Source organism: Microcystis flos-aquae FACHB-1344, assembly GCF_014698375.1.
Classification (GTDB): Bacteria; Cyanobacteriota; Cyanobacteriia; order Cyanobacteriales; family Microcystaceae; genus Microcystis; species Microcystis aeruginosa.
This window is the reverse complement of sequence record NZ_JACJSW010000061.1, coordinates 1-13,849: the sequence shown is the minus strand read 5'-3', so window position 1 is coordinate 13,849 and position 13,849 is coordinate 1. Positions and strand designations below refer to the sequence as shown.

8 protein-coding genes are annotated in these 13,849 nt (G+C 40.9%); 7 read left to right on the top strand and 1 reads right to left on the bottom strand.

Annotated features, from left to right (window positions below):
* The first annotated feature begins 264 nt into the window (after positions 1–264).
* The 7 genes from H6G48_RS04695 to H6G48_RS04665 all read left to right on the top strand — a co-directional run bounded on the left by H6G48_RS04695 (position 265) and on the right by H6G48_RS04665 (position 13,418).
* On the top strand, positions 265–1,374 hold the full coding sequence (locus H6G48_RS04695) for a cyclic nucleotide-binding domain-containing protein (protein WP_190719589.1): 1,110 nt from the start codon (positions 265–267) through the stop codon (positions 1,372–1,374).
* Between the two features lie 55 nt (positions 1,375–1,429).
* Entirely contained in the window at positions 1,430–3,040 is a 1,611-nt protein-coding gene (locus H6G48_RS04690) for an NHLP bacteriocin system secretion protein (protein ID WP_190719586.1), read from the top strand.
* A 221-nt stretch (positions 3,041–3,261) separates the two neighbouring features.
* A complete protein-coding gene (locus H6G48_RS04685; protein WP_190719583.1) occupies positions 3,262–5,499 on the top strand; it encodes an NHLP family bacteriocin export ABC transporter peptidase/permease/ATPase subunit in 2,238 nt (745 codons plus the stop codon).
* Entirely contained in the window at positions 5,486–8,437 is a 2,952-nt protein-coding gene (locus H6G48_RS04680) for an NHLP bacteriocin export ABC transporter permease/ATPase subunit (RefSeq protein WP_190719580.1), read from the top strand. Before H6G48_RS04685 ends, H6G48_RS04680 begins: the two co-directional genes overlap by 14 nt.
* Before the next feature lie 226 nt (positions 8,438–8,663).
* Complete coding sequence (locus H6G48_RS04675; protein ID WP_190719577.1) at positions 8,664–8,978, top strand: Nif11-like leader peptide family natural product precursor; 315 nt, start codon at positions 8,664–8,666, stop codon at positions 8,976–8,978.
* Positions 8,979–9,142: 164 nt separating this feature from the next.
* Positions 9,143–10,030 (top strand): GNAT family N-acetyltransferase, encoded by an 888-nt coding sequence (locus H6G48_RS04670; protein WP_199328736.1) that lies wholly within the window; start codon positions 9,143–9,145, stop codon positions 10,028–10,030.
* A gap of 40 nt (positions 10,031–10,070) precedes the next feature.
* Positions 10,071–13,418 (top strand): type 2 lanthipeptide synthetase LanM family protein, encoded by a 3,348-nt coding sequence (locus tag H6G48_RS04665; RefSeq protein WP_190719575.1) that lies wholly within the window; start codon positions 10,071–10,073, stop codon positions 13,416–13,418.
* A 311-nt stretch (positions 13,419–13,729) separates the two neighbouring features.
* Here the strand turns inward: H6G48_RS04665 and H6G48_RS04660 are convergent.
* Positions 13,730–13,849: transposase (locus H6G48_RS04660; RefSeq protein ID WP_190719572.1), on the bottom strand; the 120-nt coding region annotated here is incomplete at its 5' end.

The following is a 13,849-nucleotide window of genomic DNA, read 5'->3' as shown; positions in this document are numbered from 1 at the left end:
TATCATTTTCGTTATTTAGGTCATATATGGTAAATATGACTTATCTTTTTTGGGAGTCTGTGTCTGTATTCCATGCTACATAAGCTTTTCAGCTGGCTTGTCCCCCTGTCAGCGACTTGAGGAATTAGCTTCAACTCAGGCCATGGGACTCCTGAATAGAGCTATGGAGGAAATCCCAGAGGTAGGAGTAGGGATTTAATCGCTAGTTGTCGACAAAATAAAGATATGCTAAACTAAAATGAATGTTAATGGTTGAGTTACCCTATGAAAAACGTACTACTCCAACAACTAAATAATAGTGATTTTCAATGGCTAAAAACCCATGGAAATCGTCAGCAAATTCCAGCGCAAACTGTATTGGTTGAGCAACATCATCCAGTCAATAACTTTTATATCATTCTTCAAGGGGTTCTTGTGGCTACAATGACTAAAAACCCAAACCGCATGGATCGGGTTTTTGCTGCCTTAGAAGAAGAGCAAGAATTAATGCAAGAAATTACTCGTTTTGAGCCGGGAGAAATGTTTGGAGAAATATCTTTTTCTGAAACTAGCCCCTCAATTACTACCGTCAAATCCCTAGATAACGTCTTGGTTTTGGTCTTACCTGCTAAGCAATTACGAGACAAACTAGAGCAAGATATAGGTTTTGCCGCACGGTTTTATCGCGCTAGTGCTATATTGCTTCTAGACCGTTTTAATTACCTAGTTCAACTTTTTTTGACTGATAAAATTGGACAAATTCCTCCCTTACAAGATGTCCCTCTGATTTTTGGAGAACTTAGTGATAGTGATGTTGACTGGATGATATCTTCAGGTCAATTAGAAGAATTGAAAGCCGGTGAAATTATAATTTCGGCTGGACGACCTGTAGAAAACCTTTATTTTATCACCCAAGGAACGATTTCTGTATTGGTTTCTGAAGAAAGAAAAAACCCTTTGAGTAATATTTTTGCAGCCCTTGAGAATGATCAAGAAACCCAAGAATTGCTGCAGCGAGAAATTGCACAGATGGCCAAAGGTAATCTCGTAGGAGAGTTGGCCATTCTTGACACACATCTTTCTTTTTTGACCTATGTAGCTTTAGAAAATTGCACCGTTTTAAAAATACCTCGACAAAAATTTCTGCTCAAACTAGAACAAGATGTAGGAATGGCTGCTCGCTTCTATCGAGTTGTTCTTATGCTTTTATCTCAGAGGTTACAGAACCTGAGTAGTCGCCTAGGCTATGGCAGAACTGAGTATAAAGTCGGGCAAAGCCTCTCAGAGGATAGAGTATATGAAGATGAGATCGATGTAGCCAGCATGGATAATCTCACCCTAGGGGGGGCGAGACTTGATTGGATGCTAAAACGATTAAAGTTGAAGGCAAATTAAACTTAGACATTAATTAGTATTTCATTTCCTCACAATTTATATTTAGGACAAGATTATGCCAGAGCCGAAAGACAGTTTATTTCGTCAGGAATCTCTAGAAAAACTCTCATCTCCAGAGCGACTTGACGAACTCATGGAAGTAGTTAATCCTAGGGCTTGGTTGTCTTTGACAACGATAGGAGCCTTGATAGTGGCTACATTAATCTGGAGCATTTTAGGAAAAATTCCCATTAACATTAGTGGCACAGGTGTATTAATTCAACCACGACGAGTAGTTCAGCTACAGTCTTCAACTCAAGGTCAAGTTTTAGAAATATATATTAAACCCAATTCCATACTTAAGAAAAATCAAATAATTGCAACAGTTGACCAATCTGCTCTCAAGAAACAACTTCAGCAACAACAAGAAAAATTGGCTCAACTGCAAGGACAAAATCGGCAGACAACGGAGTTACAAAAAGAGCGAATTGCTCTAGAAAAACAAAATCTAATTGCACAGAGAATGAATTTAGAGCGGAGCTTACAACGAGAAAAAATTTCCTTGGATTTACGCCAAAAAAATCTTGATTCTCTAGTTAATCTGCGAAAAAACTACCAAAACATTTTAGATGAATTTCCCAAAATAGCCCAAGACGTTGAAGAAAAAACCTTCCAAGCTATTCAAGCCAAAGAAAATAGTTTAAAAAGTCAAATTCAACAATATGAAGAATTGCTACCCAAGCTCAAACAAAGAAGTGTGAATATAAAAAATCTTTTAGATAAAAATTTAATTACTGAAGATGTATATCTAACAGCAGAAAGAGATTATTATAGCTCTCTCACTCAAAAATCAGAAATAGAAACCCAATTGAAACAAATTAGATTAGATCGGGCGAATACCCAAGAGAAAAAACTACAAAATCGTGATCGCGTTAGGGATCTAGAAAATCAAATCAAAGATACGGATGTAAAAATACTTAATGTGGAACGTGAGTATCGACAAAGTCTTAATATGATCGATGATTTCAAAATAAAAATCCAGGGAATTCAAGTTGAAGAAGCCAAACTTAATCAACAGGAAAAAGAATCATTAATCGATAAAACCAACAATATTGCTGAAGTGAAGCGAGGTATTGCTGAACTGCAAAAATCCATCTTAGATAAAAGTGAAATTTTGAGTCCCTACGAAGGAAAAGTATTAGAAGTAAATATTGTTAGCGGTCAGGTGATAAATGCAGGCAGCAGGATTGCTTCCCTTGCCACTAAAAAACCGGATAGCTCTTTAGTCGGTATTGCCTATTTTCCCGATAAAGATGGCAAACAAATTCAGAAGGGTATGCAAGTTCAAATAACACCCAGTATGATTAAACGGGAACGTTATGGGGGAATTTTGGGAAAAGTGACTGAAGTTTCCCCTTTTGCCGTAACAACTGAGGATATCGCTACTATAGTCGGCAATCCTGAATTAGCTCAGAGCTTGAGCGGGCAGCAACCCCGCATTCAAGTGATTGCTGAGCTTGAAAGGGATTCAAACAACATTAACAATGGCTACAAGTGGTCTTCATCAAAAGGTCCTGTTCTTGAACTATCGGGTGGGACAACCGCACAAATCCAGATTCAAGTGGGAGAAAGAAGACCGATCAGCTATGTTATTCCGATTCTCCGTTCTTTGACAGGTCTTAATTAGGGCTGGCTGAATAAATCTAAAAACCTTGTTGGGTAAGACTTTTAGACCTTTTGTCAATCAAAAAGTGCCAATCATTGGAGTGATCGGGGCAAACATTTAGGCACTTTTTCCCTGAAAATTAGGTAATTGGCCACCTCAAAACTGGTAAAACCCCACACCCCACACCCCACACCCTGCCCCCACGAAAAACTTTTTGCCGCAAACCCTAATTAAATAAAAAGATGCTCAGCCAGTTAAAGACTCAATTGTTACGATTCCACAAGCAGCGGCGTACCCGTACTCCCACCCTGTTACAAATGGAGGCTGTTGAATGTGGAGCAGCGGCCTTGGGGATTATTCTAGGTTATTATGGCAAAATCGTCCCTTTAACCGAACTGCGTCGAGAATGCGGTGTGTCTCGAGATGGCACTAAAGCCTCTAATGTCCTCAAAGCAGCCCGACTGTATGGACTAGAAGCCAAAGGGTTTAGAAAATCTCTCGACTCGGTTAAAGAATTGCAACCTCCCTATATTGTCTTTTGGCAGTTCGATCACTTTCTGGTCGTTGAAGGAATACAAGGCGATAAAGTCTATCTTAACGATCCGGCTGTCGGTCCGAGAACTATCTCAGCCCAGGAATTTGATTCGGGTTATACAGGTGTGGTCTTGGTGATGCAGCCGGGGACACAATTTAAGAAGGGAGGCAAAAAAAAGAATATTCTGGAAACTTTAACATCTCGCTTACAAACCTCTCAGCAAGCTCTTTTGTTTTGCCTATTAGCGGGATTGTTGCTAACAATCCCACGTCTAGCCATACCTGCTTTTACTCAAGTTTTTACGGACGATTTGCTCATAGAAAACCGCTATGAATGGCTTCGTCCTCTAATTTTGGGAATGTTAATCACTACCGTATTACAAGGACTTTTAGCTCGTTTACGTCTCCTCTACTTACGACGATTGTTGATCAAGCTCTCTGTCTCAATGTCAGGACAGTTTCTTTGGCATACACTGCGTTTACCCATCGGATTTTATGCCCAACGCTATGCTGGGGAAATTAGTAGTCGAGCTCAACTCAACGACCATATAGCAACCATCCTCTCAGGAAAACTAGCCACAACCGTTATTGATACCTTTATGGTTGTCTTTTATGCTTTGTTAATGGCTTTCTATGATTGGGTACTGACAGTAATTACTATTATTTTTGCCGCCTTAAATTTCTTAGCATTACAGACTTTATCTCGCAATCGCATTGATACCAACATCAGAGTTTCTCAAGAAATTGGCAAAGTTTTCGGCGTTGCTATTGGTGGAATTCAATCGATCGAAACCGTAAAAGCAAGTGGGTTAGAATCAGATTTATTTACAAAATTTGCTGGCTATTATACTAAAAGCCTTAACTCTCAACAGCAGTTAGCGTTGGCTACCCAGATTCTCAATGCTTTACCTGCACTATTGACAGCCCTTGCTACCAGCTTAATCCTCTTGATTGGAGGCTGGCGGGTGATGGCGGGTAGCCTCAGTATTGGTATGTTAGTCGCTTATCAATCTCTGACTAATGAATTTCTCAAGCCGATTAATGATTTAGTCAATTTTGGTAGCACTTTACAAGACTTAGAATCCGACCTAATGCGTCTGGATGATGTGTTAGAAAACCCCATCGATCCCATAGCAAAATCTGCCCAATCAGAAGATGCGGCTGCCTCAGTTACAGTTAATAGAATCTCTTTTCGTTTATCTGGAAAATTAGAGTTGCAAAATCTAACTTTCGGCTACAGTCGCTTTGATACCCCACTCATTGAAAACTTGAGTATTACTTTACAACCCGGACAAAGAATCGCCCTAGTGGGGGGCAGTGGATCAGGGAAATCAACGGTGGCCAAATTGATCACAGGACTCTATCCAATTTGGTCAGGGGAAATCCTTTTAGATGGTATCGAGCGAAGCCAAATTCCTCGATCTATCCTCGCTAATTCTTTAGCTATGGTAGAACAGGAGATATTTTTATTCGCAGGAACGATCAAGGAAAATCTAACCCTTTGGGATTCAACGGTTCCCGATGCTGATTTATTTAAAGCTTGTCAAGATGCAGCTATTCATGAACTGATTCTTAACCTTCCAGGTGGCTATAACAGCCAATTAAGTGAGGGAGGAATGAACTTGAGTGGCGGACAACGCCAAAGATTAGAAATCGCTAGGGCATTGGTGAGAAATCCGGCTTTGCTGGTCTTAGATGAGGCGACAAGTGCTTTAGACGCAGAAACTGAGTTGATCATCGATCGCAATCTGCGGCGTAGAGGTTGTTCTTGTATTCTTGTCGCTCATCGACTCAGTACTATTCGAGACTGTGACGAAATTATTGTTTTAGATAAGGGGAAAGTGGTACAACGGGGAAATCATGAACAATTGCGCTCTCAAGAGGGAATCTATACTCGTTTAATTAGTACAGAAAGGACAAAGGATAACGTCAATGAGCAAGTCTAATTTAGAGCAAGAGCCAAAATTTACTCAACTCCATAGCAATGAATCTCTCCTGTTAGATTGGCCGGACACATTCTGGGTGGTGCGTTCAGGATCGCTACTCCTATTTGCACTGCAACTGGAAGCATCTCAGCTTACCAAGACTCGCTCCTATATGTTTACCATTCAAGCCGGGGAAGCTCTTTTTGGTTCAGAATTAGTCAGAGGCATTTCCCCAGAACAACAATGGGGAATTTTAGCGATCGCTCTCGAAGAAGCGATCTTGGAAAAACTGACGTTGAGAGATTTAGCTGAGCAAATCAGTCATGGCGATTCAGCCGCCCGAATGCTTTTACAAGGCTGGCTGAACCATATTAGTCAATGGCTCGCTCAAAAACCTAGCCCTTTTTCCTTACCAGCCGAGAGAATTTATATTCAAGATACACATTTTTTATCCTTGCTGTCCGGCCAGGGATTGATGCTTCTTGCCAAAAGAGAAGAGGAAAAAAATATTCTTTGGATAAAAGTAAATCAGGGTAGTATGTGTTGGATGGGCTGTGAAGCCTTGAAACTAGAAGCAGGTTCACCCATGATTCCTTTGGCTTCAGATCTATGTTTAGCCGCAGAAACAACAACTGAAGTTTATACCTGTCTGACGGAAGACTTAGAAAACCTAGAAGATTTACCAAAAAGTTTGGCTCAGGTACACCGCTATTGCCTCTACTACTTTAGCCTGGTCAAAGAACTGGAAACAGAAAATGAATTTAGCCGCTTTCAGCAAAGAGAACAACTTAACCGTAGGGCCCTGCAAAGCTCTATGGGAGAGTTGATGTCCGTTTTGCAACCCCAAAAAGCTGACCTTTGGCCACTTGGCTCCCCCCTACTGATAGCCGCCGGAGCAGTCGGACGAAGTTTAGGAATTAAGGTTTTACCCCCGGCTCGTTCAGAAGACATCCATCGAGTCAAAGATCCCCTAGAGGCAATCTCTCGAGCTTCCCAATTCTCCACTCGCCGAGTGCATCTAGTTCATAATTGGTGGAAGGGAAACTATGGAGCGCTATTAGCTTACCTAGGTAGCAATCAAAGTCCAGTTGCTTTATTGCCCGACGAAAAGCATCACTATGTCTTGTTTATTCCCGAATCCCATCAACGCATTCCGGTGACGGCGACAGTGGCCGCTAACCTAGCTCCCGATGCCTATATGTTTTATCGGCCTTTGCCGATATTACTGAAAAATGTCTGGGAAATTTTCTATTTTGGCATTAAAGGTCATCAGCAAGATCTACTCTGGCTCATCTTACTTGGATTAGTAGGTAGCCTACTGGGAATGGTTACGCCACAAGCAACGGCAATTTTAATTAATAATGCTATTCCTGATAGCGATCGCCTTCTCTTGGGACAACTGGGTTTAGCTTTAATTGCGGCAGCCTTTGGTAAATCTATCTTTGGTTTAGCCCAAGGAATTATAACCATACGGATAGAAAATGTAGCCGATAGTAATTTACAGCCTGCGGTGTGGGAGCGACTCCTCAAACTTAGCCCCAGCTTTTTTCGCAAATATGCCTCCGGTGACTTATTAAATCGTCTGATGGGAATCAGTCAAATTCGCCGAGAATTGAGTGGAGCAACGCAACGCACGTTGTTGAGTGCTGTATTTTCTCTAATTAACCTCGCCTTGATGTTTGTTTATAGTGTTCCCTTAACTTTTATTGCCATCGGTTTATCTATTCTCGTTGCCCTAATCACCTTCGTATCGAGTAAACAGATTATTCAAAAACAACGATTACAAGAAAACATTGATGGTCAAATTACTGGGTTAACAGTAGAACTGATTAATGGGGTGGCTAAACTCCGCGTTGCTGCCGCCGAACAAAGAGCTTTTGCTGCTTGGGCAAAACAATATAGTCAAAGAATCAAATTGCAAGCCAGCATCAAGCGCCTTGATGACAGTGTAACGGTTTTTAATGAAGCCCTTTCCTTAATCAGTTCAGTATGGATATTCTGGTTTGCAATTCTCTTTATTCAAATGGGTGAAGCTCAGGGGGCAGCCGCTACGGCTAAACTGACGGTAGGAGGATTTCTCGCCTTTAATTCGGCCTTTGGCACTTTTTTAGGGGGGACAACAGATTTGAGCAATACCTTAACTGATATTTTGGGGATTGTTCCTTTATGGGAGAGAATTCAGCCAATTTTAACATCTGCCCCTGAGTCAGATCCTACTAAAGCAGATCCGGGCCGTTTAACAGGACAGATAACTTTAAGTCATGTCACCTTTCGCTATCGAGAAGATGGGCCATTGATTCTAGAAGATGTGAGCATTTCCATTGAACCTGGGGAATTTGTGGCGATCGTTGGACCGAGTGGCAGTGGAAAATCTACTATTTTTCGTTTATTGTTAGGCTTTGAAACGGCTCTCAGCGGCACGATTTATTATGATGGACAGGATTTAGCAGGCTTGAACATTCAAGCAGTTCGACGGCAATTGGGCGTTGTTCTCCAGAATGTTCGTATTTCTGCCGGATCGCTATTTGACAATATTACAGCAGGGGCTTTGGTTAGCTTGGAAGAAGCTTGGGAAGCTGCACAAATGGCGGGTTTTTCAGAAGATATCAAACAAATGCCCATGGGAATGCATACTGTAATTAGCGAGGGGGGAACTAACCTTTCCGGTGGGCAAAAACAAAGGCTTTTGATTGCGCGGGCCTTGGTAATGAAACCCAAAATTATTTTGATGGATGAAGCTACCAGCGCTTTAGATAATCGAACCCAATTGATCATTACAGAAAGCTTAGATAGGTTGAAAGCTACTCGCGTCGTCATTGCCCATCGTCTGAGTACCATTCACAATGCTGATAGAATTTATGTAGTTGAAGGTGGGCGCATAGTTCAAATCGGAACATTTGACCAATTGGTTAGCCAAGAAGGATTATTTGCCAGATTGGTAGCCAGACAGTTGGATTGAACGAAAGCACTCTACCTCCTCATCCTCACGGCGTGATTTATCTAAAAATGTCGAGGTGAAGACCCTCGCTACTCACTTTACATGACTTTCTCTGAGTTCTTTGATTGTTAGAGTCCTGAATTTATCTGAACTTTTCCCGATTGGCAAGCCTTTTGACCGAGGTTACTATTGTCAGTGTGAATCAAGAAAAGATTGAATCACCCACAGACTTAAGGAGAACACAGTCATGAGTCAACCAGATGTCGAAAGATTTTATGAAATCGCTCGCAATAGCGAAGAGCTTCAAGCTATGTTAGGCGCGGCTGAAGATCGCGACAGCTTTGTCGAAACCGCCGTCAGACTAGGACAAGAGAATGGCTGCAACTTCACTCTTGACGAAGCTAATGAGTTTCTTAACACCAAGAAGGGAGATGCGGAACTGAGCGAACAAGAGTTAGAAGCTGTAGCTGGCGGTCGCCGCCGGGGCGGGGGTTGTAACTTAAATACACGACTCACTGTTTGTATCATTGTTAGCCGCAAATGCTGGGTTGCTACTTGTTAAAATCAGCTTTCTGGAAACCTCGAAAAATACCTTGCTGAAAAAGATCAACACTTTTGGTGCTTTCTTGGCAATAGGTACAGTTAATCGAGGTTTCCCTTATTGGTCTAATACCAAATCCGCTTTTAATTTTTATCAGATCGAAGATTAACATTGTATCCAACAGAATGGTTAATTATTCATTAACTGAATTAAAGGGGTTGGCTTGGCTTCAATATTTGGAAATGACCTTTCCCTCTTATCAACCTGCTTTACAAAGTTTGCAGTTTGAAGACTCTCTTGTTGCCATTGGCGCAAGTGTTGAGCAAAAACCGGTTGGCTTGGGTCTGGCTAGGCTTTACCCTGAAGAAGAAGCAGCTATCATCCTCTCCATCTTTGTTGAATCCCCCTATCGTTGTCAGGGGATTGGCACAGCCTTACTCGCGCATTTAGAGCAGGTGTTTAAGCAACGAGGTTGTCGGTATGTTGAATTAGTTTATACAAGCGACCAAACGACAACTCTGGCTTTAGAACATATACTGAAAAAAGCAGGTTGGACACCGCCAGAGTTACGGGTGTTAATTTGTAAAGCGCTCCCAGAGGAGATGATTAAAGCATCCTGGGTACACAAATATAGTTTACCTGCTGGTTTTACAATCTTTCCTTGGTCTGATTTAACAGAAGTAGAACGAAGTAGCATTTTAGAAAAACAAAATACTCAGGCGTGGTATCCAGAAGTTCTTTCACCTTTTTCAGAAGAGGAAGACAAAATCGAGCCACTCAACAGTTTAGGACTTCGTTATCAAAAAGAAGTCATCGGCTGGATGATAACCCATCGTCTTGCACCAGATACAATCCGCTACACTAGCCTTTTTGTCAAGAAAGAGCTACAAAAGGTCGGGCGTGGCATTCCTTTGTTAGCCGAGTCGATTAAAATCCAGTATAGTAGCCATATCCCCTACGGAATGTGGACAGTATCCAAGGATAATCCAGCCATGTTGAGTTTTGTTAAACGGCGAATGGCAAGCTATATGATGTCAATTAAAGAATCTAGAGGTGTTTCTAAAGTGTTATAGTAAGTTATCTGATGAAAATTAAAAGAAGGAGGCTTTTTTTGTGAGCGCAATCCCATCTGATTTAAAACCACAATTAGCTAAGATCGTCTGTCAAGCTACGTTTATTTCTGAACGTCTCAGTCATCAAACAACATCGACTATCTCAAGCCCATTTAATGAAGAGATAGCAAATACTCGTTTCAATCATTGGTGTAAAGTCAGTGCCTCTGGAGATTGGGATAAATTTTACAAACGTCTGGAGTGGAATGGTTGGTCGTGCGATACAGTTTTGCGAGTACTTGGCACAGAATTAGAACCTGAAACTTACTCCTTACCCAGTTGGGCTTTAACCCTAGCTGAGATTATAGAAACAGTTGTACAATTAACCCAAGAAAATCTCGAACCCTTGCCCAGAGATTCTAATGACCCTAAACCCTTTGAAGATGTTTTTTTACCTTTGGTTCTGGTTGGAAGACAAAAACTTCTTGCTCGCTTAGGAGTAGAATCATTATCTGACGAAAATTTGCCTTTAAAACGATTGGAAGAATCTGCTTATCTAAGTCTAGAAGATGGTCTTTACCAAAGACTTTTTTATCTTTTAGTAAAAACTTTAGATTTTGAGTTTTCTCATTCTCGTCCCCTCGGGAAAAACTTGCTCAATTTAATAATTCCGAACAATAAAACTACATCAGGTAACAAAAAATATCTAGCTTTTGTTGATAAATTATTATCAGATGGATTCTTGGGTTTTTTTCAAAAATATCCCGTATTAGGTAGGTTTATTGCAACCACTATTGATTTTTGGGTTGAGTCAACGGCAGAATTTCTAGAAAGACTGGAAAATGATTTATTAGAAATTAAGGGAGAATTTTCCCAGATAAATGATTCGATTGATTCTAAAATATCAGAAAATCAGCTAGGAAAAATTAAAGAAATTAAGCCGGACTTGTCTGATCTTCATCATCAAGGACGTTCTGTGATCGTGCTAACTTTTGCCTCGGGGCTAAAGTTAGTTTATAAACCGAAAAAAATAGGGGTTGACATAGCTTTTAACCAACTTTTATCTTGGTTAAATCAACAATTAGAAAACTTAGAAAGTTCTGCACAATCTCCCCTGAAAATTCTTCGGATTTTAGATAAACAAACCTATGGATGGAGCGAATACATTGAACAAAAACCTTGTCAAGATACCGCCGCTGCTAAACGTTTTTATTTACAGGCGGGAAGATTGTTATGTTTGTTATATTTTCTAGGAGCAAATGATTTTCACCACGAGAATTTAATTGCCTACGGCGATCAACTGGTGATGATTGATCTAGAAACAATCATGCACCATGAAGCTAAATGGATGGAAGATTCGGAAGATGAAACAGCCGGAGAAGCAGCGATGAATCAATTGTCTGATTCAGTCTTACGCACGGCATTGTTACCGACTTGGGAGTTTAATATCGACACTTCTGTCGCTTATGATGTTAGTGGATTGGGTAGTATTGATATTCAACCTATGCCGGTACCATTTCCTGTCTGGAAATCGATCAACACCGACGATATGTATTTAGCACAGGAGAAAATAGATAGACCTCTGCAAGCTAATGTTCCTATGCTTAATTCACAGCCACTTTACCCGAATGATTATCTAAAAGAATTGATTACAGGCTTCGAACAAGTATACCGTTTCTTGATTGAACAGAAGGAAAACCTATTAGCAGCAAATGGACCTTTATCGCCATTCCAGACACAGGTAGTCAGATTTCTGTTCCGTTCCACCAAAGTTTATGGCGCTGTTCTCAATAAGACGCGAGGGGCAGAATTTCTCAAACATGGACTAGAGTGGAGTATTGAAGCAGATATCTTGAGCCGGGCTTTTCTCAATAACCAAAATAAACCTCAAGCTTGGCCTATTCTAGAGATGGAACTTCAAGCCATCTCCTTAGGAGATGTTCCCTATTTTAGTGCTGCTACGGTAAGCGATGACCTCAACTTAGGTGGTGAACAGACTATACCGGAGTATTTTAAAGGATCATGTTTTAATCAAGTTGAACAACGATTAAAACGGATGAATGAAACTGACTTAGCTCAACAATCTAGAATTATTCAGTTGGCCTTTCAGTCAAAAATTACTGGAAGTTTCTCCTCAGAAAGAAGCAAAATTGAGTCTAAAAATCAGGAAGAAATTACTAAGACTCTGTTGACTGGCGACCAGTTTGTTACCAAAGCAATAGAGATTGCTCAAGAAATCGAAGACCAGGGAATTATTGGTTCTGATGGTAGTCTTTCTTGGATTAGTTTAGCTTTTGTTCCGAAAGCAGAGAGATTTCAGCTACAACCTTTGGGAGAAAGTTTCTATGATGGCAATTGCGGTGTTGCTGTCTTTTTTGCCGCCTTAGCTCGTGTGACAGGGGACAGTAAATTTGAGAAGTTAAGCCTTAAGTCTCTTCAATCTTTACAAAGCTTCTTACAAAATGCGGATGCTGAAGCAATCAAAATTTTTGCCGATAACTTTGGCATCGGCGGCGGCGTAGGACTGGGGGCGATTATTTATTGTCTCGTCAAAATCCGACAATTTCTCGATTTACCCCATCTCTCTCAAGAAGCACAAAAAGTTGCTCAATTTATGAGCCAAGAGATTATTGATAAAGATACTAATTTCGATATAGTTAAGGGTGCTGCTGGGACAGTTTTATCCCTTTTAGCTCTTTATCAGGATACGGGGACAAATTTTGTTTTGGATAAGGCTCAAGCCTGTGGTCAACATCTGCTGAAATTTTGTGATTTGCGCTATAACGAGAAATCAGATACCTATAAACCATTGACTGGCTTCTCTCATGGGGCCGCCGGAATTGCCTATGCGCTTTTACGACTCTATGAAGTGACTCAAGACTCGGCTTATTCAAGGGGCGCACAACAGGCGATCGCCTATGAAAATAGCAAATTTTTCCAAGAATTTGGGAATTGGCGTCAAATCATCCCAACTGAGGAGCCTTCGGCTGCGCCAGTGTTTTGGTCAACTTGGTGCTACGGAGCGCCTGGTATTGGTTTAGGACGTTTAGGCGGTTTATCTAGCTATAAAACTGAAGAAATTCTGGCTAATATTGAAGCGGCTCTCAAGACAACCCAAGAGACTCCCTTGCAGCAAGTGGATCATTTGTGCTGTGGCAATTTAGGTCGCTGTGAAGTTATGTGGGTCGCTGCACATACACTGTCTAATCCGCAATGGTACAGTGCTGCTCAAGAATTAGCAAGTCGAGTCGTCAATCGAGCTTCTCAAACCGGCAAATATGAACTATTTGCTGATTTGCCGACATCCGTGTTTAATCCCTGTTTCTTTCAGGGTTTGTCCGGTATTGGCTACCAATTTCTGCGTCTGGCTCATCCTAAGTCTTTACCTTCTGTATTACTTTGGGAGTGAGCAGTCTATCTTAATAGGGGGGAATTAAATTCATCATGCCGACTAACTTTAATTCTAATGAAGCGATCACCTATAGTGTTGCCTTAGTCATCATTGGCTTGGTAATATTAATCGGCTTATGGTTGCCAGATTTTTTGCATAAAGATTGAGAGGCGGAGCAGGGCAATCGCACTTAAATTAGGGCTTGCTGAAAAAGTTAGGGGACAGCAAAGGAAAGATAGTTGATTATTCAATCCCGTTGATTGGATAAGTTTTACATAACCTATTTGAGGATAAATAAGCACCGGCTCTTCGTTACCCTTTATGCTAAATCAACATACAAGATGCCAAGATAACATACTTCTAACCCAAAAATTCCGAAAGTTTCTCAAGCCATAGCCTCTCCGTTTTATTAGTTTAAGTTTATTGTTGATTCCCTCGACCACCCCATT